Here is a 24925-nt window from a genome sequence, read left to right as displayed (position 1 = left end):
GCAAATCTCAAGGCATTTTCTACCAAACTCCTAATTATCAGCTTCTTGCTCTCTGGCTGAGCTTATTAGAGGAGCGGACGTGGTATTTGATAAAAATCTAGCTTTGAGAGGAGCGGGTTAGCGCTGAAGTCGGCGATCCCCCCTGAAAAATGTTTGCCAAGAACATTTCTCAGGGGGATCGCTTTTTGGGAACTTATCTGGAAAACAGTAACTTCGGTTTGTAGCTCAAAATATCCTTCCTAAGACAGATGCACCTGCTGGGATTAGTATAAGCGATCGCCCTTCTGGTGCCAATCCATCATGGACAATTTGCTTAACGTTTGTGCGTAATCTTCAGCCACCAAGCAGATAAATACATAAGTTATGAAGATTGCGATCAAAACTACTGGGTGCAGTAAGTTCTGTCAGTCAATTGATTGTTGATTTTATTTCGTTTTGGGTTGCTGTATTACCGCCTTATCGAGGTCAAGCGATGTTAATTGAAACAATTCTGACCGATACTATACTCTTTCTAAGAATTATCATCCTTGTTGTGGCTTCAGTGACGCTACACGAACTCGCTCATGGTATAGCTGCTTTAAGTCAAGGTGATGACACCCCCAAAAAAAGCGGACACATGACCTTGAATCCAGTGATTCACATGGGATGGGAGTCAATTATTTTTCTTTGCATTGCTGGTATGGCGTGGGGACAAATGCCTATCAATCCCGCACGCTTTCGCCATAAGAAAATTAGCAATATTTTGGTTTCTATCGCTGGCCCTTTATTAAATCTAGGCTTGGGCATTCTGTTTCTTTTAATTCTAAAATTGGATTTCAGTTTGTTCTCGACAAAAATTCTGAGTTCTGAATTTCTCTACCTGGGTGCGTCTATCAATTTGAGCTTGTTTCTCTTTAATATGCTGCCTATTCCTCCTCTGGATGGGTTTCATGTATTCAGTGAATTTTTCCCGTCATTAAAACCTTTAGAAAGTAGCCCTTTTGGATTATTAGCTTTAACAATCCTCTTGGTTAGTGGTTTTTCTTTAGGTCTGGGTTTTATCGCGAATGCAGTCATCTGTGCGGTTGTTCCCTCAATGCAGGGATGCCAAGTTGTATTTTAGATGGATGCACTGCTTCCATCAGACTTTAGTCTGCGTCTATACAGAATAAGCCTGCGGACGCAGGCTTATTGTTTTCTAGTCAATTCCGGATTTGAGATTCATTGAACACAATCTCTATTAACGAACCGCATTGGCGGAGCCTGCGCGTTAGCGCTTAGACGCCTTAGCGTTCGCGAAGCGGCGCGGATGCGCGTTAGCGCTATAGGACGCGAAGAAAGAGAAAGAAGAGAGATTACAAATCACTTCAGAACCCCGACTTCTTAAAGAAGTCGGGGTTCTCGCATTCACGAATCATATAGGACTGCTATAGTTAAATCTTATCTATAATTTTTTTTGCAAATCAATTGGCAGTAGCATGGATTTTGTGACGGGTTTGGGATTTTTGGCGGCAACTTTGACCACTGTAGCTTTTTTGCCTCAATTGTTTAAAGTATGGCAAACAAAATCAGCCAAAGATGTTTCCCTGGAAATGTTGATTATTTTCTGTTCGGGAGTGTTTTTGTGGTTGGTGTACGGTTTTTACATTCAATCTTTTCCGGTTATTGCTGCCAACTTGTTAACCTTAATTTTTAATCTGATAATTTTATCGCTTAAAATTAAATATGAATAGGATAATCTTTTAAGGTTTTACTTGCCTGTGATGTCTGGAGTTTTTGCCGCAGAACGTCTTTTATTTACACCCGCGACGCCTGACACCGACGCCATCCGAACTATATTTGCCTTCCCGAATGAGTACAGCGTTGGCATCACTAGCCTAGGCTATCAAGTGGTGTGGGCGTCTTTGGCAATGCGCTCCGATCTTGAAGTCAGCCGCCTATTTACAGATACTCATGAGCCGCGGCTGCGATCGCCTGAATTAGTCGGATTTTCCCTTTCTTGGGAATTGGATTATGTCAATATCCTCAATTTGTTGGAATTGCTAGAGATTCCGAATCGAGCATCTGCGCGTGATGACAATCATCCCCTCGTATTTGGAGGAGGACCCGTATTAACTGCCAATCCAGAACCTTTTGCTGACTTTTTTGATGTCATTTTGCTGGGAGATGGTGAAAATCTACTCGGCAATTTTATTGATACGTATAAAGAAGTTAGAAACGCTACCCGACAAGCTCAACTAAGGCGTTTGGCGCAAGTACCAGGAATCTATATTCCTAGTTTGTATCAAGTTGAATATCACTCGCCGGATGGCTCGATCCAGTCAATTTTGCCCGTAGATGCGGAGATTCCCGCCGTCATTGAAAAGCAAACCTATCGGGGAAATACGCTTTCCGCTTCCACTGTGGTGACAGAGAAGGCGGCGTGGGAAAATATTTATATGGTGGAAGTGGTACGGAGTTGCCCGGAAATGTGCCGCTTCTGTTTGGCGAGTTATCTAACATTGCCGTTTCGGACAGCGAGTTTGGAAACTTCGCTGATTCCAGCCATCGATCGGGGATTGGCGGTGACGAATCGGCTGGGATTATTGGGGGCGTCTGTTACGCAACACCCAGAGTTTGAAACCCTACTGGATTATTTGAGCCAGCCAAAGTACGACGATGTCCGCCTCAGCATTGCTTCGGTGCGGACGAATACGGTGACGGTACAGCTAGCTCAAACTTTAGCAAAACGAGACACGCGATCGCTCACCATTGCCGTAGAAAGCGGTTCGGAACGATTGCGGCAGATTATCAATAAAAAGCTGACGAATGAAGAAATCATCCAAGCTGCAATCAATGCCAAAGCAGGTGGATTAAGCAACCTCAAACTCTATGGAATGGTGGGAGTTCCGGGGGAGGAACCCGAAGATTTAGAAGCAACTGTGGCGATGATGCGATCGCTCAAAAAAGCCGCACCTGGGTTACGCTTGACACTCGGATGCAGCACTTTTGTCCCTAAAGCTCATACACCGTTTCAGTGGTTTGGAGTGAATCGGGACGCCGAAAAGCGGCTGAAAAGTTTAGAGAAGCAATTGCGCCGCGAAGGCATTGAGTTTCGACCGGAAAGCTATAATTGGTCAGCAATCCAAGCTTTAATATCGAGAGGCGATCGCCGACTTTCCCATCTTCTAGAACTGACACGACACTACGGCGACTCTCTAGGCAGCTACCGCCGTGCCTTTAAAGAACTGCGAGGACAACTGCCGGATCTCGATTCCTACATCCACGCCAGTTGGTCGTTAGATCAAGTTTTGCCTTGGAACCACTTGCAAGGGCCATTACCAGTCGCAACCCTCCAGAAGCATCTAGCCGACGCTAAGGCTCATTTTCGGGAGGCTTCACCCTGCTTAACCTAGCCTACGGGGTGATTACGACCGTAAAAACACGGATAAGCCGATTCTGGCATTTTATGAAAACAGCGATCGCACAGATGTAGTTGTTAGAAAGTCCAGTGAGACTCTAAGAAGAGTTTTATTCTCCCAAGGCAGGCTAACAGATGGTATTCGTAAAACCTCAATTTAATCGTAAATTTGCTTTTAAACTCACTCTAGTAGGTGCAGGAGCGCTTTTGTGCTTGATTCCCTCTGTAGAAGCGATCGCCAAAACCGTAACTTCCACAGGTGCTGCGGCAGTTGAACCAACTGTTTTGGCAGCTCAACCGCAAGGTCGCACCCAGCGGGTTCGATTTGCAAAAGGGAAAAGCTCAGCAGTTGTAGAATACTCGGTCGTGCGAGGAACGAGAGATATTTATCTGCTGGGTGCCAAGGTACGCCAGAAAATGACGATCGGCATTACCTCCCTTGAAGAGAACGCTGTTTTTGATATCGTAGCTCCGAATGGGCGAATTATTGCACGAGAGGCAACTAGTTGGAGCGGCACATTGCCTAGAACCGGGGACTATAAGATCGTTGTTGGCGGGACTAGAGGAAACGCCAGTTACAGAATGCAAGTGGGAATTAAATAATCGTTCAATTTATCAGATTTTCCCCCGCCGGACGCTGTACTGGTGGGGATCTTTTTTTATAAATTGAATAGAGCAAGCAACCAAGGATAAGCAGATGTTAAAACAAGCTTTGGCGGGCGTAGGAGCATTTTTATTCCTGACCTCTTCGGTGTACGCTGGAGAACAGAGTGCCGAGAGCGATCGCTTTGAATTTTCCCTGCAAAACTCAGCAGAAATTCTCCAGGTTCAACCCTTATCAACTTCCAATTCGATTGAACTTGCTCAACTTCTGAACACCCGCTGCCCACCGAATACATCTTTATACCGTGCTGCTGAAACTAGAAATTATTTCGCCCATATCTGTATGGCTAAGGGAGGTACTTTAGTCTATGTTGGGGGTGCCAAAAATGGAACCCAAAACACTGTTAATGCAACGGTTCCCAGTAACAGTAGCGAACAGTTTGTAGCTGTTCAAGGCAATACCCGTCACATTCTTACCCAAAGCCAGCTACGCATTATTCAAGGGAATCAAACCATCGTTAATGAAAGAGTGTTGCGATGGACTCAATAACGATGATTAGAGGAATAAATTAAATGCAATCAACATCTGAGTATTTTTGTGCCTATTGCGGCGAACCAAATGTTACATTTGTTGACCTGAGTGCTGGGGGTCAGCAGTCGTATATTGAAGATTGCCAAGTTTGCTGTCGCCCAAATATTCTCTACATCCGATTTGATGAAGAAACCCTTGACATTGAAATCGATAGCGAATACGAAGGCTAAAAATAAAGTTTTATTACTTCCTGCCTAGTTTACTCGCAAAAGATTTCTAGGATTTCTGGAAATGCCTTGCGCCCTTCTGAAGATGAAACTATCGACAAACAGATAGTTCCCAAAAAAACAACCGTAATCTTACGGTTATTATCTTACAAAGAAGGTCAAATCATGGTATTTACTAAACCTGAATTCAATTGCAAACAGGCTTTGAAATTAGCTTTAGCGGGCACAGGAGCATTATTATTCTTAGCACCTTCAGTAGGTGCTGTACAACTAACTGAAAAAAGTGCCGAGAAGGTTGCTTTCACTTCTCAGCAACCTGCATCTCAAACTTTATCGACTTCCCACTCTATGGAACTAGCTCAAACAGAGGTGGGTTGTCATAGGGATGAAAGTACTTTCGTTGCTGCTGAAACGAAAAACTACTTAGTGTATATTTGCGGCGGAGATAATCCCCACACTTATGTCGGTTATGCCAAGAATGGGCGTGGTGGTATAACTGTTCCTCTTACTTCTTACAACCGTAATGTATTTACGGCTAAAAACGGTCCGTACACTTACACGGTGGACATGAGTAAGAGTCAGCTCGTTATTAAGCTCCCAAATGGCAGACGTTCTATTGAAAAGTTAATTAATAGTTTGGAGTAATACTATAGCAGCAACTCTCACTATTTAGTTGTTAGTTTTGTTTCAGGCATAATAGTGGGTGTTCAGCTTTTAGTTCTAGTACAAAAATTCATTTTTTCAGCTAATCCTTAAACAAAACAATTAGTCACTTGATTACGCTCTGTCAAAGGAAGAAAATGAAATGGCATCTGTGAAACTTGGATTGAATGGCAAACAAGCATTGAAACTCGCTTTAGCAAGCGCGGGAGCATTATTATTCTTAGCACCAACAGTACAAGCAGCAGAACTTACAAAAAGTGCTTCCGGTGTAAGCGATCGCCCAATCCAAGTAGCTGCTTCTAACGATTGCATCAACGACATCGCAGAAGGTTTCTCTGTCGAAACAACCAATCATTATGTAGGGATTTGTTACACTCGCAAAGGCACCTTCTACGTGGGTCGTGCGAAGAATGGCAAAGGTAGCATTCTTCTCCCTGTTTCTTCTCCAAAGAGGAATGTTTATGTCGCCAAAAACGGTCGGTACACTTATACTCTAAATTTGAATACGAATCAGTTAATTATTACCTTGCCTAATGGCAGACGTTCTATCGAAAGGGTAGTCAAAATTATCGATTCCTAATTTTTTACCTGATGGCTTTTTAATTTTGATTGAATCCCTGCCTTTTCACACCCAAATGAAGACATTTGGGTGTTTTTTCACAATTACGAATGAGTTTCCCGCGTCTGTCCCTCGATGACAGCACTCCAGTCGTCGTTATTCACTGCCGCTTCTAGCTTTTGCTGCCTCTCGGCATCACTTTCCTCGGCATCTGCAAGATCCTTAGTGAGCGTGCTATCTGCCATCGCCTTGCGAAGTTTGAGCTTTTTCTCCTCATAGGCGTTGCGCTCTTCGGGCGACATGGCTGCTTTTGCAACTTCGCCCACCGTGCTAGCCCACATCTCACTGACCTCAGCGTTACCAGGCGGAACGCTGCCGAGTTCGGAAATCCACGCCTCTCGCAAATTTTCCATGTCCGTGCGTTTCGGGAACTTGAACGCCTGCACCCGCACAAACGCGCAAGTTTCTCTCCCATTTTGAGCGACATGACCATTCAGGGAAAGCAGTACATTCCGCGAGTAGCCGATATATTGCGTCTGGTATTGGGTATCTAACACAGCGTACACCCCAGCAATTTTCGCATTCTGGACGCGATCGCACCAACTCTGAAGCGGTAGCACTTCAGTTCCATCGTTTTCGAGATCGACAGGAGTCGCTATCTCAGGGGCAGCGTGTTCGTCGTCGGAGCTATACAAAAAGTCGTGCAGCCCCCGGTGCCCTTCGGGTACATTTTGGTGTTCAACGGGCACATTCTGGTTTGACTGTACAATGTCGGACATGAGAAAAATTGGTTATGCAAGGGTTAGTTCTAGAGAACAAGCGGAGACGCACGCCCTAGAGCAGCAAATCTCTCGATTGAAGCTTGCCGGGGCGACGGAGATTTTCAGCGACATAGAATCAGGCTCTCGTGATAGTCGCCCCAGTTTTCAAGCAGTCATGAACCTGGTACGAGATCGCGTACCAGACGAAGTAATTGTCACACGTATTGATCGCTTGGGGCGCAGTCTCTTATCCTGTCGCAAAGCTTTGGATGAATTTCGCGCTTCTGGTGTCCCGCTTCGCGTCCTGGATGGCTCGGTTGACCTCTCCACTGCTAGCGGTAGAGCGTTCGCTTCTCAAATGGCAATCTGGGCAGAGTTTGAAGCGGATATGCTCTCGGAACGCACTCGACACGGATGGCAGCACCTCAAAAACCAAAAACGGGCGGTGAATGCACCCTTTGGATACGAAGCGGTAAAAGAAGGCGGGCACCGGCTCTCGGCGGCTGTGTATCGAGACACGGGCAAAACGAACGCCCAGATTGCCAGAGAAATTATTGAAGCGTTTTTGAGAATTGGAACCTTGACCGGAACGCTACGAGAACTCAACCGAAAATATGGCGATCGTGTTCGTGAGGGCTGCGGAAAAGAATATCCTCGCAGCGTTCGTGGATTGGCTGACTGGCTTCGCTCCCCGGTTCTGCAAGGGCACCTCGTCTACTACAAGCGCCAACCCGGAGAAAAAGCAAGCGCCACCAATCGCCTCATCATCTACAATGCCCATCCCCAAGAGCGCCTGTTGTCCGACGAGGAGGCGAGAGTTATCGAAGAAATTATCGCTACAGCTCGTGCGGTTCGAGGGTGGGGCACGACCATGCCCCACCACCCGCTGAGCGGGCTGATTCGGTGCGCCCAATGCGGCAAGGGATTCTATATTAACGGCGGCGACCGCTGCCGCAGCTACTACCAGTGCCAAGGCTACTCGCTCGGAATTTGCTCGTCCAAGAAGATGATTAAAGAAACCGTTGTTGAGGCAGAGGTTGTCCAAAGATTGATCCAAAGAAGTGCGGAAATTGCTGCGTATTCCAGCAGCACTATTCAGCCCGCCGAATCGGAAGAATTGAAAAGTTTGCGCGATCGCTTATTTGGGCTAGAGCAAGTTGTCGAGCGATTTGGTAGTGAAAAAACGATTGAGACGGCGATTGAAAGCATTCGCTCCCAGATAGATAATCTGGTCTACCAAGCCGACAACACTGCTCGTTCTGGCGACGCCGACCGCCATCTGTTAGAAAATTTCTCCGATCCCGATTTCTGGCTAACGCTTCTCCTTGCAGAAAAGCGCTCCATCTATCGAGCGCTGGTAGATAGGGTAACGATTCGAGATGGAGCGGTGGTTAAAGTGCTATTGAAAGTTTGAAGTTAACGCGAAATTTTCGTAGTGGATGCGGCGGTCAATTGGGTTCGTATTGTTCGTACAAAGCTGTCACAAAATAATAACGCTCGTAAAAATTGAGCTTGAGCAATTCTTGAGCAAGCCGAACGCCCAGTTCATCATTCTCTCTAGAGGCTTGCCTTAGACAAAGCTCTACATCCTCTTGAGTACAATTTCCATCGTCCAAGACAACGTGTAAATTACCGCCCGCACGATGAATTTTGTAATACTCTTTGGCGAGCGGCAAGGCTTTTTCAAACGGATTCATGCGGTTTTCCAGCCCAATCTTAGGGATGTTTTCTGCGATTCTACTTTACCCAATCCAGCCCAGGCACATCACCAGACTCGTCAATTAACCCTTCCTTTCTAATTGCCGCCAACTCTTCTGGTGTTATCGGGTTCGCTTTTCCTTCTTGGATGTTAAGCCACATTTGGGCGGGTGTAATGCCGCGCTTCCACGCCAGATAGTTGACACGTCTAATTATTTTTTCTTCGCGTTCTTGCAGTTTCGCACCCAGCAAACTTTCCGCTTGCTGAGTCGGGCTGTTGCCGCGCAAAAAACCGTCAGTTACCAGCAAATCCTTATAATATTCACCCAATTTAAACCTTATATCTCGATCGTCCTTTGCCATGTGTCCCGTTTTCGTCCCCATTTAGTCCCGCGCTGGTGCTATCATAGCCTCAAACACGCAAAGCGATCGCCTATCCCCGCAAAGTTCAAAGCGATCGCTGCCCCCAGATAGAGGCAATTTAATCATGACAGAAAACGACATCCTAGGCTTCGTACAAAGTACCGAGTTATTGCATCCATTGGCTTTGGAAGCTTTTGGGTTAGGGGTCGCTGACATCGCAGATGCGGTGTTAGTAGAACCAAGCACCATTTACCAGTATCGTGCTAGCAAAGGGGCACAGCGCCGCCGCAACCCCAGTCGCTCGGTAATGAGGCTGGCGGCGCTCAAAGGAAAAGAGTTGGTTGCAGACATCGCCAACCTCAAAAATCCCGGACTGCTGCATCAATACATCGCGCAGTAATGCCAATTAATTTCCATTTAATACCTGAAGTTTTAACTGATTAGTACAAAGTACAGTTCGCCGTACATTTACCCGCCTAGTGCGGGTTTTTTATTGTGGATTCATCGCACAGATAACCACAAACAACCACATGAATCCCACCAATCCAATTTCAATAAAAGCCAAAGACATTGGCTACAGATTCGCTAAAGACTACAACGGTAGCGGGGTGCCCACCCTAATCGAATCCCTTTACTGCGACTTGCACGACCCGCGTAGCTGCCCAGCACTGGACGCCAACTCCTGCCGCCTTGTCTACGAAAAAGCGAATAACGTCGCCAACGAGCGCTTTGAAAGGAGAAACTGGCTCATTGGTTCTGCTGCCAAAAAGAACCCGCGCGGTTACAAGCGAGTTTTTAATGCGATCTCAAAAGCAGATCCGTCTGTTTCCCTCCGCATGGCACTGGCGGGATTCGTGCCGATGAAAGATTCGGGGGAAGAATCAATCAACGTCGATCACCTGTATGTCTCGCTGCCTGAAACCGAGAACGGCGCGGAGCTGCTTTCTAATACACTTACCGGACACCACCGCTTCCGCTACTTCGGAAAAAGGAAAAATGTTCTGGTAGACCTCAACATCAACAACGTAGTTGCACTCAGAGAAGAGGTCGGGTCTTTTTGGTATGCACGGGCGAAAGGCTTGACGGTTGAGGGTTCTTGGACGGCGATTGTTGGGATTGGCGGCAAGACCTGCAACTTATTAGTAGTCGATGAAAACGGCGACCCCCTTCCCGACGCCTGCCACGTTTTTGGAACGGGCGGCACCTACGACTTGGCGTTGCAGACGAGCCAGGACTGGAGACTCCGGGAAAACGTCCGAGGGGCGATTAGCTTGGACGACTTAATGGATGCGATCGCTGCTGGCTCTTATTACTACGGCGTCAATGGCTTTGGCGCAAACTTCCAAGAATGGTTTGACGATCATCGTTTCCCCTGGTTTGACGCCATCGTGGGAGAACTCGAAACTCGCATCGAACCCTATCGCAATCGGATTGGGCGCATCTTATTTGTTGGCGGAAGTGCCAACCTAATTGCAGATATCGTCGCTGGGGATGACTTCTTGGTGGTAGTGCCAGAAGCTCAAACTGCGAATGTGGTCGGGATGTGGTTGAAGGCTAAAAACGACTTGACTCAAAGCATCAAGACCGCGATCGCCAATGCCTGACGACACTCCGATTATCCGCTTCCGCCTTCGGAAGCGGTTGCTGCCACTCTACAGGCAGATACAAGAAGCAAAGCCAGGGGCGCTGTGCGGAGAAATATTCTCGGACCTACTAATCCTCTACGGCAATCATTACCTGAATCACCTCAAGCCGCTAGGAAGGATAGCTGAAGAAATCACCGAGACAGCGCCCCTGACGGCAACCGCGACTCCTTCAATCCCCACGGTTCCCCCGCCTCAACCTCAATCCAAACAGCACGACGCCGCAACCTCGCTATCCAAACTTAGGAGCAAACTTCAATGAACGACGCGCTTTTAATCCCCGGAGCCATCTTGCTCGTACTTGGCGGAATTAGTTACCACACGCTATCCGGTTCCTCTCCCAAGCCGGAAGACATCCTAATTCACCAACAAATCACGATTCAACAGCAACAACAGCGCATCCAGCAGCTGGAGGCAGAACAGCGCGGAATGTTGATGAATCGCTAACCCACCCAATACACAAGCAATCAACCAAGAGCCGCAATGATTAACATCAATTTTCTCGCCTCTCGCCCCAAGCTCAATCTCAAGCAACGCTTCCAAGAGTGGCGCTATAAAGAGCCAAAAATCAATTTCTTTTCAGTGTTTGGGGGATTCGGTTTAATTAGAACCCTAGCAATGGGAGCGATCGCACCTGTGGCGATGCCCTTGCCAGTTGTTGGAATTATCTGCCTGCTGATTCTATTTACGGGAGTGGTCGCAGCTGGCGTGGAACCGGCTGGCGCTTGGGACCACTTGAAGCTTGTCGCGACTATCTGCGGCGGCATCGTCTGTGGAGGGATTGTGTAATGCCAGGACTCGTCAGCGGTTGGTACGAACGAGAGCAAGAGCGCGGCAGGTTAAACGCTGAGAAAGCCGCCAAGATGGAAGCCTATAAGAAGTCTCAAGAAGTTAGTCCGACTCAATCGGGTGCCGAACTTGGCTCCTTGGCAGCTGCATTGTATGGGGCAGCGATCGCAGGTCCCGCTGGATTTATCGCCGGGGCGCTACTCGGTGGCTTTTACGGTGCGGTGGGCGGAAACATTTTTGAAGAGGGTCCAGATTAATGTTTGGATCTGACTTCAATAATTTGGTCCGTAAATTATCCAACAGCAAAGATAGCCCCCCAGTCGATAAGCGCAAGCTGCTTTTAATTTGTGTCGCCGGTCAGTTTGGCTTGGGCCTAGTTCTTTCAATTGGTTGGAGTATTACCCGCGATTACATTTTGGGTGCCTATGGATGGGCGGGAATCATGCTCGTTGCGATGTTTCTGGGGTTGTTCTTCTACTGGGAAAAGCGTTCGGTTTTTCTCTCGGCTTTATTACTTTTGGTCGTCATTTCTATCCCCTTAGCGCTATGACCTTCAACCAGCAATTTCCTGAATGGCTCGAATCTAAACTGTTATCTTGCGCTGGATATTGGGCGGGCTTGGGATTAGCCGGATGCTTTGGCGTTCTGGGTTTATCTCAATATGGAAACCCCAATTTTAAAGTCGTCACAAATTTAGGCGGTTTGAGCTGTACGGGGTTTGCTGCCTATTGTTACTACAAGGAGAAAATCGCCGATGAAAACCTGGGCATTCTTCAAGTGGCACGCCGGGAAGGGAAGCAAAAACAGGCGATCCAAGAATACGCCTGCATCGCGGTCGAGCAATTGGTAGGAGCGACGCCGCAAATTCTTCCCACCGGGAGCGACGCGATTTCTCGAATCGGTGTCAGCCTGATTCAAACACTCAATTCCTACAAACTGCCTTGCGATTGGGCGGGAGTCGCAACAGCACCTAGCTTTTTTCGCGCTAAATTGCGCCCTCACCCTGGCATCAAGCTGAATTCCATCCAGTCGTTGGATGAAGACTTGAAAGTTGCTTTGGGGCTTTCCCACGCCCCCTTAATTCTTCCAGAAGCTGGGTTTATTGCAGTGGACATTGCCCGACCGGATCGCCAGATTGCAAAGTTTGAAGATTACGTGGGGCGTCAGTCAAATAAAGATTTGGGCAGGGTGACGGTTGCGATTGGGGTTAACCTCGACGGCAAGCTGGTTGAAGCCGATCTTTCAGACCCAAACACCTGTCACCTGCTCATCAGCGGCACCACTGGCAGTGGCAAGACGGAATGGGAGCTAAGCGCGATCGCTTTCCTAATTTGTCGATACTCCCCAGAAGAAGTGTTAATTGCCGCTGTCGATCCCAAGCGCGTCAGTTTCCTGATGCTAGAAAATAGCCCCTATCTCTACGGCGGCTCCATCGTTAAAGACAGCGACGATGCGATCGCGCTGTTTGAGAAGTTGGTAAGAGAGATGGAGGTACGCTACAAATTATTTGAAGCCGAGCGGGTGAGCGATATCGTTGCCTACAACGCCGCTGGTAAAAAACTGCCTCGAATTGTGGTCATGGTGGATGAATTCGCCGACCTGATGGCAGATAAATTAACCAAAGAGAGGCTTGAAGAAAGCATCAAGCGGCTGGGCGCTAAGGCAAGAGCAGCCGGAATCCACTTATTAATGGCAACTCAGCGCCCGGAAGTAAAAGTGGTTAGCGGTATTATCAAAGCCAACTTACCCGGTCGCGTCTGCTTGCGCGTTGCTTCTATCGTCGATGGAGAAATTGCCCTAGGTTCACCAGCTCCAGCTCATAATTTACTCGGAAAAGGCGACTTGCTTTTTCAGGTAGGTAGCGATAGACAACGCCTGCAAAGTCTTTTGGTAACAAATTGGAAGGGTCTAACCGATGGGAATCATTACGGGTCCCGATTCGCCTCGCAAGGTCAACTAGAGTCAGATCCTGACCCATTCGCCCACACATTAGAGGGCATTCCCGTGTGCGAGGTGCGAGAAGAGGATTTCCTTCCGTCCCTTCCGTCCGTCCCGGTGCGGGAGGAAATCGATTCGGATTGGGAGATTTTCTGCCGCATCAAGGACGGAAGGACCCAAGGACGGAAGCGCACGCCCCTGATCCAAGAAATTTTCGGGGTATCCGATGGCGGCAACAGTTTCAAGCGTGCCCTCACCCGTTACATCGCCATTGTGGATAAATACGCCCTCGACTGGGTGCTGGAACTTCACCAGGATGGGTTGGCTCCAGGGCAGATTATCGAAATGATTTGGGGCGTCACTCGCGATAAAAACCGCGACGCCTACCGCGATGCCAGAGAAAAACTGCAAGGCATCGCCCAAGTATTAGCCGAGCGCGATTATTCAGCGCTCTTAAAAGATTTAGAAGCTTGATTGGATGGCTGGATAGTGCCGCAATTTTTTGCAACGCACAGACCGGCGTACCGAGAAAGAAAACCTCATGGGGCGGTCGAACCCACACTAACAGAGGAGAAAGAAAGATGAGCAGATATGACAAGATTGCGGATTGGATCGTGACTCGCACATTTGCCCTCGGTTTAATTTGTACGGTAGCAACGACAACCTCTTTCCTAACGCCTTCGCTTAAAGAGTACAAGTCGGGATGGGAAAAAGCCGCATGGACTTTCCTTGTCCTAGCAGGAGTAGTAGAGCCAGCGATCGCAGTTGGATGCCGCCGAAAGTTTCGCGATGCTTCTATCCCAGAGTGCATTGAAGTTGCCCAAGAGCAGCAGGCGCAAAGTGAGGAACTGCTTAGTGCTAATACCAATGCCGACGAAGACGATCTCCGTCGCATTGCTCGAATTGACGCTCTTGAAGCAAACATGGCTCCTTTAGGGGCTAGATTGCAAGCATTAAGAGTACGGGCAGATCGGGTGCTGGATGAACCAAGCGAAAGTGAATCCGAGTGCAATAGCCAATGCGCGAACTGCGATTTTCACGACGACAATCCCTATCTACCATGTGCTGTTCATCCGTCCGGTCCCGACCCAATCGGATGCCGAGACTATACGCCAAAATTGCAAACTTGGCACTTCATTCAAATTCGAGGTGGCAAGGCTGCGGGAACTTATTTCTACAAAGAGCCTCTTGGACTGTCCGCCGCATCTATGTCGCGCGTTCACGCTTGGTTGTGGATGGGGAAAACGGGCTGGATAGACCCGAATCACTACGGTCAGCGAAAGAAGTTACTGGAGAAGTTTGGCGCGAAAAACCTCAATCAATTGGTAGGCAAAAGTTTTAGGTCTTCCAAACAAGATCCTGATGAAGCTCTTGAAGAGTTTCTATCAACCTAACTTCGCCCCACCATGAGGTTTCCCATTAAAAAAAATTGCAAGGGGCGCGCCACAACCCCCGCGCATCAAAGCTTAGCCGGAAGGCTGGATAGTACCGCTACTTCTTGCACTCGTACAGACCAGCGCACCAGCTAGGAACCCGCTCCAGGGCAATGCAGACTCATCACTACCTTTACCCCCTGGAGAATCACCATGACATCTATCTACACCGCGCACCAATCCCCGCTGTTTGCTATTTTTCTGTTCTGCCTTTACTTCTGTTTTTTCTGTTCTTTATTGCCTAAGCGCCCTAAATCAGCGCCAATTTCCAGAACTCCAAAAGTAGAGACCGCACTCGTGAAGCAACAGTTACCAGAGGAATCCTCGCCACAAGCTGAGGAACCCCCTGACAAAGAATTAGAAATAATTCTGGAGAAAGATGTCGCACCTGTGGAATCCGAAAAGGAACCGCTTGAGGATGTCTGGGAGGAAACCCCAGAGGAATCGGAAGTTGTATCGGAAAGGGAAATTTCGTCTATTGGAGCCACTTTTAAGCAACTCGTCAACTACTGCCAAATTAAAAAATTTCCGGGTAGGAGTCGCAAGGAAGTGAAGCAAAACAGAGAAAGCCTAATTCGATTTATCGCCCAGCAACGCATTACGCGAAGTCAGCTTGAACAACTGCGATCGCTTGCTTAGTTCAAAAGCTCTGCATTGCCCTCGTGGCGCGTGGTTTTTAAACCTTTACCCCACCTAAAATAAATGATTCACCGCCTCGGTATCGCAGCGGCACTTCTTGTGCTGATTGCTGCCCAGTTTCCAGATAAAAACATTCCCCCAGGATCGCCACATCCCGGTAGCGGGAGACGGGAAATGACAGCATTGCTTTTTAAAGCGATCGCTTAATTCCAAACTGTGCCGCCCCAAAGCTAGGGTGTTTAGATAATTTAAATGAATCTCAATCTTGCGAAAATTTCAATATGTCTAAGCGATTATTACTACTTGATTGTGATGGAACAATTAGAGAACCGATTTCACAAAACACATTCATTCAACACCCACAAGACCAGCGAATCATCGAAGGAGCAGAGGCGGCGATAGCGAAGCGCTGACTTGTCAGTTCGCTCACTTCAGTACCAGAGGATACCTTTGCCTAGGGATATCCAATCAAGCGGGTGTCGCAGCCAGACACAAACTACTAGAAGACGCTATCCGTGAAGCCAGCTATACCCTAAAGCTTTTACCAGAACTAAGAGGAATATTTTTCTGCCCTGATTTTGAGGGGAGGCATTGCTGGTTTGTCGGACAGCAGAATCCAGAGGGCAATCCGCTCCACGTTGTTGAATGGGCGCAACCCTTTGTCGGTCAGCTTCGCAAACCAAAACCCGGAATGATATTCACGGCTAACCGCCTATTTGGAGGCGAACCCATTGACCCGGAATGTTGGATGATTGGCGATACACCAGAAGACGAGCAAGCCGCTGCCGTCGATGGAATAAATTTTATGCAGGCGCAGGTGTGGCGCGATTGGTTTCGCCCCGGCGCTCCAGAGCATTCGGTTACACCGCGTCAGCTTGAGTTCCTAGAAGGAACTGACCTGTTCGGAAGGAATTAGGCAAAGGCTGAAATATCCATTTTTGGGTAGAGTTAAGTCGCTTTTTTGCTTGCTGGAATCACAATTTTGCCGCAAGAACAGTAAATTTTAAGTTTGAGGAAATCATAATGCTCAATAATTCCAGCAACTTTCTACATCCTGCAAACGCCAGTAGTACGCATAGCACTAAAGCTCAAGACTTGCCCTTCGAGATTCTCCAATGGAGACTTTCAGAAGACTGTACAGTTCGCATTCAATTTAATGGTTCTGTAACTCAAGAAGCAATTAAGAAACTTATAGCTATTTTGGAGCTGAATACAGATGTTTACCCAACCAAGCAATTGCTGAAGGAGCATGACAAAGGGCGATCGGAATTTGACAGGAATCATAATATTGCCGATGTCAAGTAGAAAGATAACCTTGCCACAATGGCAGGCTTATAGGCAAAGCCTTCGGCTCCCCGCCTATCATCCATACGACCCTAACCTAATAGGGTTTGGTCGCAGTACCCCGGAGAAAGGCTAATGGAAGCGCGGGAACTGCGAACGCAAATCGAGCAAGGACTTGGCAAGTTAATTGGAGTTTACACGCTACCCAACAATCGGAAGGTGAAGGCGATCGCCGTCCTGAAATCTTACGAAACCTACCCGCCAGACGGCACCCAAATAGAGGGATTAGAAATCGTAATTTTTTACCCGGTTCCACTCGCTATAGCCATGCTCTGTGACTATCGAATTGAGAACGAATGGACGATTCATCTTAAGCAATGGGATAAGACAAAGCACCTACATGAAGCTTCTCGCCAAACCTTAAAAGCGTTGGGCGATGAAGTAGTGGTTAAGCAAACTTTATTCACGCCGCCTATGGAATCAATGGGGCTACCAGAAATGCTACAAATCAAACTATCTACTTTTGAACAAGGATAAATCCATGCCACTCAATTACGAAATTCAGCCTCAAGAACCGAAAACCGAATTAGTCGGAAATGAAGAAGTGGGAGGAATAAAAATTCCCTGCTTTGGAATGCTACTGGAACCAGAAAGAAACTTTATCGAAGAAAACTCGGAGGGTCTACCGGATCTGCGTCAAGAGTGCGTTCGGTTAGCCAACGCTATCGCTAAAGAGACGGGCAAATCGATGCAGGAAGTTTACGACGCCTTGACAAATTCAGACGCGCAAGCTTTGTCTAGTCACCTGGAAACGCTAGTTGAATTTACCAACTTAATGCAAAAAGTTGGGAGCAAGCGCCAGTTAATTAAGGCGACAGCGATTATTCGGTTTCGTCTAGAACCCGAATGGACGATAGAAGACACGGCAAATCCTAAACTTATTCATCCAGGGTTAGTCCGGCTTATTTCTAATTTCGCTCAGCGCGAAACAGAAGGCGGAACCTCATTACTATTAGAATCCGAAGCAAGTAGCAAGCCATGACATCTATCGGCTCCCTTAGCGTAGATTTAGAATTAGATCGCAGTAAGTTTGATAGCGATTTAACCAATCTTGAACGAACCAAGGTTGAGCCGATTCCTGTTGAATTAAAAATCGATAGCGCGTCCCTTAAAAAACAAGTTCAAAGCCTGAACTTAAGTTCTGTCTTGAATTTATCGGGAAGCTTTGGGGCAGAAGACGCGCTGAAAGATTTGAATAAGAAGATGCAAGGGCAGATTGATTCTGCTCTCAAATCTTCCCTAAAAAATTTGACTGATGTTGTCACCGCTCCTTTTAAGAAAATTTTCACTGGAGCGTTTGAAGGAATCGGGACAAGTATTACCAATTCTTTTGCCAATAAAGCTGTCGCCTCTTTTGAGAACCAAATGGGGGCATCCCTTAGCAATTTAGGGGATACGTTTGGCAAATTTTTGGGAAGTAAATTTCAAAAAATTAATACTGGTTCAAGCCCAACTGTTTCCGCTCCACCCGCACCCACACCTGCACCTGAAAAGACCAAGCTTAAGCTGCTCACTCAGGGCGGAATCCTTAGAACCGAGTCGGGCGGTATAGACGCCCTAGAAGCCAAAAGTCAAATCAGTTCTGCTCGGTTAAAAATTGAGCAGCGATTGACGGCACTTCAGCAATCCGGCAAAGCAACCTCAAAAGAATTTAACGATTTATTAAAAAAGACGGCGGAAATCAGAGAAAGAATTGCCAAGGATATTGCCAACGAATCGCTGCCTGACGAGGTAAAGCGAAGTCTTGTCTCCCTGAATAACACGAAAAGTAAGCTAGCAAATTTAGAGCTAAAACTCAAAGGAGAATTATTTAAAACTCAAAGAACCACTCAAAAAGCCGGTTTTGAATCCCTAAGCATTCCTCTATCTAGAGTTGGAACAGGGCAGGCAGGTTTGGCAACCAGTCAAGCGGAACTGGCTCAAACTAATTTTGCGCGAATCTTTAGCGAAATCGCTAGACTATCCGGGGTATCCAAAGCCGTTCTGCCGCAGCTTAAATTCGATCGCCAGATGGCAGCGGGCGATGGACTCTATAACAGAAAAGATAACTCCGTCACCTTGTCGGGCACCGCCCAAAGAGAGCTGCAAGCCGGGAAATTATCCGAAGAAGTATTCAAGGCGATCGCTCACGAGTTACGCCATGCCTTGCAACTCAGATCCGGGAAGCTTTCAGAGTTTGATATCGCCAAAGGGGCGAAAGCTGGTGTTTCCTTGTCAAGTGGCAAGCCCGACGATATGCGGGCAGTCGTCGCTTCGGTCAGCGAATTTCGCAAGAAGTATGAAGAGGTTTTCGGCAAAAAACTCCCCAAAGATATCGAAAAAGCGATTAAAAGCTTAGAGAAGGACGCGAAAGCCTTTGAGGAAATTGCTTTTAAGAAGTTAGCGCCCCGCCTTTCTGAAATACTCGGCAGCAATCCCAAAGTCAAGATTAAGCCCATCAACGACCCTTCTGCCCCGTCGAAAGTATCGCCAATCTTTTCGGAATCGGAGCTGGGGAATTCCGAGCGGTTTTGGCGCGGTTTGGAGGCGAAATTTTATCGGCGCTTTGCCCGTCTTACGCCACAGATGGACGGGAAAGAAAGGCGCTCGATGGTTTCGGAGGCAACCGGCTTTTTCGCCTCTGGGGCGATTCTTGCCAACCCAGCAGCTTCAGCAGCGGCACTGCTACCCATGCTCACGCCGCTGATTCCGATGATTGCAGCAGGAGGGATGGCAGCAAACTTCCTCGCCCCGATTGTATCGACCATTTCGCAGACCCTACAGCGCTTAGAGCCAATTCAGAAGCGGTTTGAAGTGTCGGCAGGGTCAAAGGAAGGCGCAACTTCTGAAATGAAGTTTGTTCGCGGTATTTCTGATAATTTAAATGTCCCTTTGGTTGCCTCCTTAGAGCAATTTTCAAAGCTTAGTATTGCCGCTGAAAAAACGACGCTAGAAGGGGAAAAAATAAAAGAGCTTTTTGAAGCGATCGCAATCACTTCTAAGTCCTTAAAATTCAACCAACAAGATATCAACGGGGTAATGTTCGCATTTACCCAAATGTTGAGTAAGGGCAAAATAAGCGCCGAGGAAGTGCGCCTTCAGCTTGCGGAAAAATTACCCGGAGCCATTGGACTATTTGCAAGAGCTTTAAAAGTTTCCGTTCCCGAATTCAACGCCATGCTAGAAAGTGGCGCTCTTATGTCCGAGGAGGTGCTGCCAAAACTCGCCAAACAAATGAAAGAAGAGTTTGGAGGCGCGGCTCAAGAAGCGGGAATTAGCTTTACCAGTTCGCTGGTTAAAGTCGAAAATGCAATCTTTGGAATCCAAGAAGGATTCGCCAATGCTTACGGGCCAGCAATGGCAATGTTTACCAATTTATTTGCCGATATTCTTCAGATGGCAGCGGTAAATAGTAAAGCCTTGGTGACTGTTTTTGGCACCTTCACGATTGGTCTGGTAGCGACGGTGATGACGGGCTTGAACGTCATCTTGACCGGATCTGGCGTTACCCAAAAGCTCACTGCGTTTTTAATTCCCGTCTTGGGGCGTGTTTTCGCCACACTTACGCCCTTTGCAGCCGGAATATTTTCTGACTTTCTAGATGAAATATTTGGCGCTCAAGCCTCGGTCATGGAAAACATGATGCAGGGTTCGTTCAATATTGTCTATGGAATGATTCGCTTAATTGAAGACTTAACCGGGTCAACAACCAAGGTGATTGATACGGGAATCAAAGCTTCCGGGTTGCCTGGATTTGTCGATATATTGCTTGGCATCAGGAAGATGATTCCGAGCGTTCTAGTTGAATATGCCGCGCTATTTTTGATGCTGGCTCAAACGGCGGCGCTCGTAAAGCTAGCCCTCGCCCCAATGTTTATTCATCTATGGGCAACGATTCAGGCGGTCGGAGCAAGCTTTCTCGCCTCAGCTCGTAGCGGCGGGGTATTTAATTCAGCCATGGGAACGCTGAAGGCTGGATTGAGCAACACAGGTCTGATGATAAACGCACTACTTGCTGCGCTTATCCTGCTGTACGCCAAAGCTGATTTCAAGAATGAACTAGAAGCAGACTTTAACGATTTTTCCAGCAGGGCTGTTGAAAATTTAAACAAAATTAGAGAGGCGGCGAAAAATGCGGGCGATGAAGTTAAAAATATTCCCGGCAAAAAAGGCGATAGGGATAGCGACAATGCAACTGGGTATGGAAACTTCAAGTCTAAAGGTTTTGACTTGACCCTAGGACTGGGAGAGCAGTTTGGAGAAGGTGCATTCCGGACGGATGACGTAATTAAAATGATTAGGGGGACAAGTATTGGAAAAAATGCCCAGATAATAACACTCGCTGAGAAGCAGTTTTATGACAATCAGGTGAGAACTTCAAATATTGCTGATGCCATCAATACTTCTATTGATGAGTCAAAAATACTTTCTCCAGACTTCAATCAATCAAAAACGGGTCAATCGCTGCAAAATATTAGAAATATAGATGAGCAAATAAAGCAACTTCAATTGAGTCGGGTAGACTTGCTGGAATCAGGGGACGGCAGTGCAGGTACTACTAAAAAGGCAGTGGAGATAGACGCGCAAATAAAGAAACTCCTGTCTCAAAGAGAAACTGAAGGCAAGCCCATCACCAGTTTCCGCGACGCGACACTTGAGAATGTAGCGATTTCAGAAAATGTCAAAGAATCAATCTTAAAAAGTGATTATAATCAAGCGGCAAAAGATGCAATGATTGCCCTGATTGAGCCTACTCTTAAGAAAGCACAAGAAGCGAAGGCAAAACTGCAAGAATTAAATGCTTTAGATTTATCTCCTCTAGGCAAACAGTTCTCCCAGGTTAAAACGGAAATAGAGAAGAGCAACACCGCTTTAGAATCTACATTTGAAAAACTACAGCTTGACAGTATCAAAGGTCAAACCGACATCAAAAAGAGAATTGCGGATGGCTCTTTAACGAAAGACCAGGCACCCATCCTCGTCAACGCTCAAGAGGAAAGATTGCTCAAGCGCAGACAAGAGGCGCTAGAAGACTTTGTAGAAGTTCGCAAAAAACAGCTTAGAGAATTACTGGCGATTCCTAATCCGAACAAAGAACAAACAGAACTCATTAAAGAAACCCGAAAAACGGTTGCCCAAAAAAGCGTAGAACTCGCTCAAACAGAAGGACAGGTTGCCGACAATCAAGTTCAAGGGATGGAGTTGAGCGGGGCAGCTTTTGAAAAAAATACACAGAGGCAAATCGCCTATCAAGATGCTTTAAACAAGCAAAAAGAAGCCCGCGAGATAATCCTGATTCGTCGCCAACAGCAAGCGCGGCTGCTAACAGAACAACAGGCATCTGAAGAAATCAGTAAAATTTCTATTCTGAATACCGATAGACAAATTGCCAGCATCTGGAACCAGCGCAAGGCTTACCACGATGCATTCCTGCAAGGAAAAATTAGCGCGACTCAGTTCCATGATAAAGAGCGGGAATTGACGGTACAGCTCTCCGACCTTAAAAAGCAAAAAGTAGAGCAGGAATTACAGCTTCGAGATCAAGTTAATCAGCGCATCTTGGCGGATCTGGAATTTGCCAACTCTCAAGCGGCGGGAGTCCTTCAGCGCATCGGGCAGAACCGCTCCATCGCCGTCAAGGAGAGACAGCTCGGCGGCAAGCTCAACGAAACCCAGGCGGCATCACAGTTAGACACCGTCCAAGAGGACAGTGCTTACCGGGAGATCGACCTAAATAAGCAGAAACTCGCCCAGTTAGACGCGCTGGAGCGACAGGGGGTAAAAACCGCCAGGGAAGTTGCCACCGAAAAATTACAAATTCAGCAGCAAATCGCGGGTCAATACCTGCAAATCCTCGACCAACAGCTGGCGCGAGAAAAGCGACTGAGAGACGAAGCGAATGCCGAAGCTGAGTCGCGGGTTGCTATGGATAATCAGCAAGCAATTCGCGCGGCTAAAGAAACTCAGCTCGGAGGTGGAAAAAGCGAACGCGAGACAGCTACGGCACTGGAAGCGATCGCCCAACGCACGCTCTCCCAGGAGATCGCCCTCACCAGGGAGAAGCTTCAGCAAAACATCTCCACGGCTGAGCGCAGGCAACTGGAAGGACAACTCGAAACCCAGCTCACTCAAGCAGTCGAGCAGCGTCTTGCCACTCAAAAGCGAATTAGAGAAGAAGCAGCAGATGCATTAGACGATCAAATTCGTCAGCAACAACGCATCACCGAGGAACAGCAAAACCACCTGGATCTGCAAGGTCGCGAGTATGACTACTGGCTCAAGGTTGACGACCAACTCAAGAGCATCCTTGAAAGCCGTCGCAACTTATCCAAGGCAATGTCCGACGCCAAAGTTGCTTCTGGTGAAACAGCACTGGAGCCAATCAAAAGGGCGGAGGAACTATTTGGGCGGCTGCTGAGCGAAGATGGGCTGCTCAATAAGGCTGGCTCATCCCTCGCCAGTAAAGCCACAGCTAACCTCAAAGATGTGATTGTCAGTCAAATTCGCGCCGCTGGTGTTGCTGTCGATCCCGAACAACTGCGATCGCTTGTGGCTCAATCTAAAGAATCGGGCAGCGCTGGTGAAGCGGCAAAAGCCAAGCTGGCTGAATTTGAATTAGCGATTCTAGATAGGCGTCAAGCGCTGGAAAGTCAAATCGCAGCGGCTAAGGCTGAAGCAATTAAAGCCGAACAGCAACACGCTCGAATGATGCTAGAAATTGACCTGCGGCGCACAGATATGCAAGCGCGGCAAGCTTACTTTGCCGCTAAGAAAGCCGACTTGGAGGCTCGTGCCGCAGTCCAAGCAGCTGAGGGCGAAAGGAAGAAAGCAGAGCGAATTGAAGACCCCAGACAGAAGGATAGAGCTTTGGCAGACGCCGATTCCAAGCTTAAAATCGCTCAAGAAGGGTTGGGATTATCCAGGGATAATCTTGCCCTACAAGAGGGCAGTCTTAACCAGCAAGCGGAACTCTTTGACAATGCCCGAAAAACGCTCAGCGTTCAGCAGCAGATGGAGCGATCGCAGTTTGGCGCATCGGAAGCTGCCCGTCAAAATGCGGCTCAACTGGAACGTGCCGAAAGAGCCTCGAAACGGCTGGCGGAAAATGCAGCGGCTCAGGCGGGATACACCGTCAGAGTCGGCAGCCAGGAGTGGGAGCAGCAACGGCAAGCCCGCAATGATTTCTCTAATTCCATCAACGCTCCTGGCGATCAGAAATCAAATCTCATCCAAGCAGCCATGTCCATGAAGGACAACCCCTTCTTCTCGATGATGTTGCAGCAAAACGGGATGGGGGACATCGCCCAGCTAGCGGGTCAGCTTAGAGATGTTAACCCAATGCGAGTACAAGCGACGATGGCTTCTGCCAAGATTGGCAATAAAGACGTGGTGGAAGAGCTTAGGAAGCTCAACGAGAACATCTCTGGCATGGCGAGTCGCCCCACCAACCTAAACGTCTCAACGGCAAGCCCCGTAAGAGATGCGGCGAGTATTTATGGGGATTTGTCGAAACAGTCGGTGAGGGGGGCGAATTTGTAAGGGCGAAATTTTCGCGGTAGAAGAGCGATGAGCGTTGCACCGAAGAAGTCGGTCTATCGAGCACAGCACAACTGTCTATTTTTAGTTCGGTTATCTGTATGAACTTTCTTAAAGAATTTACGTTTTCTAATATACAAGCGGAATACTGAGTGAATTCACTTACAATACAAATCAATCCGTAAAGAGATGTCAACCGTGATTTATAATACTCAGTCAAAGTGCGTATGTTAGCAATAGATTCCGATTTAAAGAAAGCTGAAGCTATTCTGCTTAAAAAGCTTCAATCTGACGAGTGTTCCATGAGCTTGTATGATGTAATTGACTTGTTGCAGTCGAACGAAATTCCTGATCCAAAACGAATTGCTAAGGAAGCAATCTGGAAGATGGTTGAAGAAGGTAAAGCTCGCTTTACTAACGATTGGTCAATTGAAGCTAGTTAGTTAGTTTTAAAAAGAAATATGCAGGCTTCTTCCAGAAATTCTCGTCAGCACGCCGGAAGTAAAGCAGACGATCAAAGAACACCATTTCAAATAGATCGAGATCGTCTGCTTTACTCCACTTATTTCCGTAGGCTATCGCAAGTTACTCAAGTTGCCAGCGCTAGCGAAGGAAGTATTTTCCATAATCGTCTAACCCATTCACTGAAAGCTGCACAAATTGCGAGACGACTTGCTGAAAAACTGATTAAAGATACATCTAATTCAAATCCAGGCTTAATAGATCAGTGTGGTGGCTTAGACCCTGACGTGGTCGAATCTGCCGCGCTAGCACACGATCTGGGGCACCCGCCTTTTGGTCATGTTGCCGAAAAAGAACTTGACAAACTCAGTAAAGAT

Annotated in this window: 30 protein-coding genes; 27 read left to right on the top strand and 3 right to left on the bottom strand. The window is 47.5% G+C overall.

Annotated elements, in window-relative coordinates:
• Positions 1-412: 412 nt before the first annotated feature.
• From NC997_RS18725 to NC997_RS18690, 8 genes are all read left to right on the top strand, one after another.
• Positions 413-1102 (top strand): site-2 protease family protein, encoded by a 690-nt coding sequence (locus NC997_RS18725; RefSeq protein WP_199302536.1) that lies wholly within the window; start codon positions 413-415, stop codon positions 1100-1102.
• Between the two features lie 355 nt (positions 1103-1457).
• Complete coding sequence (locus tag NC997_RS18720; protein WP_190410369.1) at positions 1458-1712, top strand: SemiSWEET transporter; 255 nt, start codon at positions 1458-1460, stop codon at positions 1710-1712.
• A gap of 27 nt (positions 1713-1739) precedes the next feature.
• Positions 1740-3374: a radical SAM protein gene (locus NC997_RS18715; protein ID WP_190526093.1), complete on the top strand. Its 1635-nt coding sequence runs from the start codon at positions 1740-1742 to the stop codon at positions 3372-3374.
• Positions 3375-3514: 140 nt separating this feature from the next.
• Positions 3515-3982, top strand: coding sequence for a hypothetical protein (locus tag NC997_RS18710; protein ID WP_190526087.1), 468 nt, complete (start codon positions 3515-3517; stop codon positions 3980-3982).
• A 94-nt stretch (positions 3983-4076) separates the two neighbouring features.
• Positions 4077-4532, top strand: a complete 456-nt coding sequence (locus NC997_RS18705) for a hypothetical protein (RefSeq protein ID WP_190526086.1) — start codon at positions 4077-4079, stop codon at positions 4530-4532.
• Positions 4533-4555: 23 nt separating this feature from the next.
• The gene (locus tag NC997_RS18700) at positions 4556-4744 is read left to right on the top strand and encodes a CPXCG motif-containing cysteine-rich protein (RefSeq protein ID WP_190410373.1); all 189 of its coding nucleotides are present in this window, start codon (positions 4556-4558) and stop codon (positions 4742-4744) included.
• Positions 4745-4810: 66 nt separating this feature from the next.
• Positions 4811-5386 (top strand): hypothetical protein, encoded by a 576-nt coding sequence (locus NC997_RS18695; RefSeq protein ID WP_190526084.1) that lies wholly within the window; start codon positions 4811-4813, stop codon positions 5384-5386.
• Positions 5387-5546: 160 nt separating this feature from the next.
• Positions 5547-5984, top strand: coding sequence for a hypothetical protein (locus NC997_RS18690; protein ID WP_190526082.1), 438 nt, complete (start codon positions 5547-5549; stop codon positions 5982-5984).
• Positions 5985-6067: 83 nt separating this feature from the next.
• Here NC997_RS18690 and NC997_RS18685 read toward each other — a convergent pair whose 3' ends face one another.
• Positions 6068-6742, bottom strand: a complete 675-nt coding sequence (locus NC997_RS18685) for a GIY-YIG nuclease family protein (RefSeq protein WP_190526079.1) — start codon at positions 6740-6742, stop codon at positions 6068-6070.
• On the opposite strand from NC997_RS18685, the gene xisF reads away from it, so the two are divergent.
• The gene (gene xisF / locus NC997_RS18680; RefSeq protein WP_348257815.1) at positions 6732-8138 is read left to right on the top strand and encodes a fdxN element excision recombinase XisF; all 1407 of its coding nucleotides are present in this window, start codon (positions 6732-6734) and stop codon (positions 8136-8138) included. The genes NC997_RS18685 and xisF overlap by 11 nt on opposite strands.
• Before the next feature lie 34 nt (positions 8139-8172).
• Here xisF and NC997_RS18675 read toward each other — a convergent pair whose 3' ends face one another.
• Positions 8173-8421, bottom strand: a complete 249-nt coding sequence (locus tag NC997_RS18675; RefSeq protein WP_190526075.1) for a hypothetical protein — start codon at positions 8419-8421, stop codon at positions 8173-8175.
• A 40-nt stretch (positions 8422-8461) separates the two neighbouring features.
• Complete coding sequence (locus tag NC997_RS18670) at positions 8462-8806, bottom strand: hypothetical protein (RefSeq protein ID WP_190526072.1); 345 nt, start codon at positions 8804-8806, stop codon at positions 8462-8464.
• Positions 8807-8909: 103 nt separating this feature from the next.
• On the opposite strand from NC997_RS18670, the gene NC997_RS18665 reads away from it, so the two are divergent.
• The 18 genes from NC997_RS18665 to NC997_RS18580 form a co-directional block, all read left to right on the top strand.
• Positions 8910-9185, top strand: a complete 276-nt coding sequence (locus tag NC997_RS18665) for a hypothetical protein (RefSeq protein WP_190526070.1) — start codon at positions 8910-8912, stop codon at positions 9183-9185.
• 130 nt (positions 9186-9315) lie between these two features.
• Complete coding sequence (locus NC997_RS18660; protein WP_190526068.1) at positions 9316-10389, top strand: hypothetical protein; 1074 nt, start codon at positions 9316-9318, stop codon at positions 10387-10389.
• Positions 10382-10690 (top strand): hypothetical protein, encoded by a 309-nt coding sequence (locus NC997_RS18655; protein ID WP_190526066.1) that lies wholly within the window; start codon positions 10382-10384, stop codon positions 10688-10690. Before NC997_RS18660 ends, NC997_RS18655 begins: the two co-directional genes overlap by 8 nt.
• Positions 10687-10875, top strand: coding sequence for a hypothetical protein (locus tag NC997_RS18650; RefSeq protein ID WP_190526064.1), 189 nt, complete (start codon positions 10687-10689; stop codon positions 10873-10875). The genes NC997_RS18655 and NC997_RS18650 overlap by 4 nt, the downstream gene beginning before the upstream one ends.
• Positions 10876-10911: 36 nt before the next feature.
• Positions 10912-11217, top strand: a complete 306-nt coding sequence (locus NC997_RS18645) for a hypothetical protein (RefSeq protein ID WP_190526062.1) — start codon at positions 10912-10914, stop codon at positions 11215-11217.
• Positions 11217-11474, top strand: coding sequence for a hypothetical protein (locus tag NC997_RS18640; protein WP_190526060.1), 258 nt, complete (start codon positions 11217-11219; stop codon positions 11472-11474). Before NC997_RS18645 ends, NC997_RS18640 begins: the two co-directional genes overlap by 1 nt.
• Complete coding sequence (locus tag NC997_RS18635) at positions 11474-11767, top strand: hypothetical protein (RefSeq protein WP_190526058.1); 294 nt, start codon at positions 11474-11476, stop codon at positions 11765-11767. Before NC997_RS18640 ends, NC997_RS18635 begins: the two co-directional genes overlap by 1 nt.
• Entirely contained in the window at positions 11764-13629 is a 1866-nt protein-coding gene (locus NC997_RS18630) for a DNA translocase FtsK (protein WP_190526056.1), read from the top strand. The genes NC997_RS18635 and NC997_RS18630 overlap by 4 nt, the downstream gene beginning before the upstream one ends.
• Positions 13630-13736: 107 nt before the next feature.
• Positions 13737-14549: a hypothetical protein gene (locus tag NC997_RS18625; protein WP_190526055.1), complete on the top strand. Its 813-nt coding sequence runs from the start codon at positions 13737-13739 to the stop codon at positions 14547-14549.
• 336 nt (positions 14550-14885) lie between these two features.
• Positions 14886-15227: a hypothetical protein gene (locus NC997_RS18620; RefSeq protein ID WP_190526053.1), complete on the top strand. Its 342-nt coding sequence runs from the start codon at positions 14886-14888 to the stop codon at positions 15225-15227.
• A 63-nt stretch (positions 15228-15290) separates the two neighbouring features.
• Positions 15291-15434: a hypothetical protein gene (locus tag NC997_RS18615; RefSeq protein ID WP_190526052.1), complete on the top strand. Its 144-nt coding sequence runs from the start codon at positions 15291-15293 to the stop codon at positions 15432-15434.
• Positions 15435-15918: 484 nt separating this feature from the next.
• The gene (locus NC997_RS18610; RefSeq protein WP_190526051.1) at positions 15919-16143 is read left to right on the top strand and encodes a hypothetical protein; all 225 of its coding nucleotides are present in this window, start codon (positions 15919-15921) and stop codon (positions 16141-16143) included.
• A 107-nt stretch (positions 16144-16250) separates the two neighbouring features.
• On the top strand, positions 16251-16532 hold the full coding sequence (locus tag NC997_RS18605; RefSeq protein WP_190526050.1) for a hypothetical protein: 282 nt from the start codon (positions 16251-16253) through the stop codon (positions 16530-16532).
• A 114-nt stretch (positions 16533-16646) separates the two neighbouring features.
• The gene (locus NC997_RS18600; RefSeq protein ID WP_190526049.1) at positions 16647-17048 is read left to right on the top strand and encodes a hypothetical protein; all 402 of its coding nucleotides are present in this window, start codon (positions 16647-16649) and stop codon (positions 17046-17048) included.
• Positions 17049-17052: 4 nt separating this feature from the next.
• Complete coding sequence (locus tag NC997_RS18595; protein WP_190526048.1) at positions 17053-17553, top strand: hypothetical protein; 501 nt, start codon at positions 17053-17055, stop codon at positions 17551-17553.
• Positions 17550-24089, top strand: a complete 6540-nt coding sequence (locus NC997_RS18590) for a tape measure protein (RefSeq protein WP_190526047.1) — start codon at positions 17550-17552, stop codon at positions 24087-24089. The genes NC997_RS18595 and NC997_RS18590 overlap by 4 nt, the downstream gene beginning before the upstream one ends.
• 224 nt (positions 24090-24313) lie before the next feature.
• Entirely contained in the window at positions 24314-24529 is a 216-nt protein-coding gene (locus tag NC997_RS18585; RefSeq protein ID WP_190526045.1) for a hypothetical protein, read from the top strand.
• An 18-nt stretch (positions 24530-24547) separates the two neighbouring features.
• A partial coding sequence (locus NC997_RS18580) for an HD domain-containing protein (RefSeq protein ID WP_190526043.1) occupies positions 24548-24925 on the top strand: 378 nt, incomplete at its 3' end.

It is taken from the genome of Trichocoleus sp. DQ-A2 (assembly GCF_039961915.1).
GTDB lineage: Bacteria > Cyanobacteriota > Cyanobacteriia > Cyanobacteriales > FACHB-T130 > FACHB-T130.
The sequence above is the reverse complement of the archived record's forward strand: the minus strand, read 5'-3'. Positions and strand labels throughout refer to the sequence as shown.

What these genes read in the sequence shown, in the direction of transcription:
- NC997_RS18720 (WP_190410369.1), top strand. Translation starts at nt 1,458, where the DNA reads ATGGATTTTGTGACGGGTTTGGGATTTTTGGCGGCAACTTTGACCACT.
- NC997_RS18710 (WP_190526087.1), top strand. Translation starts at nt 3,515, where the DNA reads ATGGTATTCGTAAAACCTCAATTTAATCGTAAATTTGCTTTTAAACTC.
- NC997_RS18705 (WP_190526086.1), top strand. Translation starts at nt 4,077, where the DNA reads ATGTTAAAACAAGCTTTGGCGGGCGTAGGAGCATTTTTATTCCTGACC.
- NC997_RS18700 (WP_190410373.1), top strand. Translation starts at nt 4,556, where the DNA reads ATGCAATCAACATCTGAGTATTTTTGTGCCTATTGCGGCGAACCAAAT.
- NC997_RS18690 (WP_190526082.1), top strand. Translation starts at nt 5,547, where the DNA reads ATGGCATCTGTGAAACTTGGATTGAATGGCAAACAAGCATTGAAACTC.
- xisF (WP_348257815.1), top strand. Translation starts at nt 6,732, where the DNA reads ATGTCGGACATGAGAAAAATTGGTTATGCAAGGGTTAGTTCTAGAGAA.
- NC997_RS18685 (WP_190526079.1), bottom strand. Translation starts at nt 6,742, where the DNA reads ATGTCCGACATTGTACAGTCAAACCAGAATGTGCCCGTTGAACACCAA.
- NC997_RS18675 (WP_190526075.1), bottom strand. Translation starts at nt 8,421, where the DNA reads ATGAATCCGTTTGAAAAAGCCTTGCCGCTCGCCAAAGAGTATTACAAA.
- NC997_RS18670 (WP_190526072.1), bottom strand. Translation starts at nt 8,806, where the DNA reads ATGGGGACGAAAACGGGACACATGGCAAAGGACGATCGAGATATAAGG.
- NC997_RS18665 (WP_190526070.1), top strand. Translation starts at nt 8,910, where the DNA reads ATGACAGAAAACGACATCCTAGGCTTCGTACAAAGTACCGAGTTATTG.
- NC997_RS18660 (WP_190526068.1), top strand. Translation starts at nt 9,316, where the DNA reads ATGAATCCCACCAATCCAATTTCAATAAAAGCCAAAGACATTGGCTAC.
- NC997_RS18655 (WP_190526066.1), top strand. Translation starts at nt 10,382, where the DNA reads ATGCCTGACGACACTCCGATTATCCGCTTCCGCCTTCGGAAGCGGTTG.
- NC997_RS18650 (WP_190526064.1), top strand. Translation starts at nt 10,687, where the DNA reads ATGAACGACGCGCTTTTAATCCCCGGAGCCATCTTGCTCGTACTTGGC.
- NC997_RS18645 (WP_190526062.1), top strand. Translation starts at nt 10,912, where the DNA reads ATGATTAACATCAATTTTCTCGCCTCTCGCCCCAAGCTCAATCTCAAG.
- NC997_RS18640 (WP_190526060.1), top strand. Translation starts at nt 11,217, where the DNA reads ATGCCAGGACTCGTCAGCGGTTGGTACGAACGAGAGCAAGAGCGCGGC.
- NC997_RS18635 (WP_190526058.1), top strand. Translation starts at nt 11,474, where the DNA reads ATGTTTGGATCTGACTTCAATAATTTGGTCCGTAAATTATCCAACAGC.
- NC997_RS18630 (WP_190526056.1), top strand. Translation starts at nt 11,764, where the DNA reads ATGACCTTCAACCAGCAATTTCCTGAATGGCTCGAATCTAAACTGTTA.
- NC997_RS18625 (WP_190526055.1), top strand. Translation starts at nt 13,737, where the DNA reads ATGAGCAGATATGACAAGATTGCGGATTGGATCGTGACTCGCACATTT.
- NC997_RS18615 (WP_190526052.1), top strand. Translation starts at nt 15,291, where the DNA reads ATGATTCACCGCCTCGGTATCGCAGCGGCACTTCTTGTGCTGATTGCT.
- NC997_RS18610 (WP_190526051.1), top strand. Translation starts at nt 15,919, where the DNA reads ATGATATTCACGGCTAACCGCCTATTTGGAGGCGAACCCATTGACCCG.
- NC997_RS18605 (WP_190526050.1), top strand. Translation starts at nt 16,251, where the DNA reads ATGCTCAATAATTCCAGCAACTTTCTACATCCTGCAAACGCCAGTAGT.
- NC997_RS18600 (WP_190526049.1), top strand. Translation starts at nt 16,647, where the DNA reads ATGGAAGCGCGGGAACTGCGAACGCAAATCGAGCAAGGACTTGGCAAG.
- NC997_RS18595 (WP_190526048.1), top strand. Translation starts at nt 17,053, where the DNA reads ATGCCACTCAATTACGAAATTCAGCCTCAAGAACCGAAAACCGAATTA.
- NC997_RS18590 (WP_190526047.1), top strand. Translation starts at nt 17,550, where the DNA reads ATGACATCTATCGGCTCCCTTAGCGTAGATTTAGAATTAGATCGCAGT.
- NC997_RS18585 (WP_190526045.1), top strand. Translation starts at nt 24,314, where the DNA reads ATGTTAGCAATAGATTCCGATTTAAAGAAAGCTGAAGCTATTCTGCTT.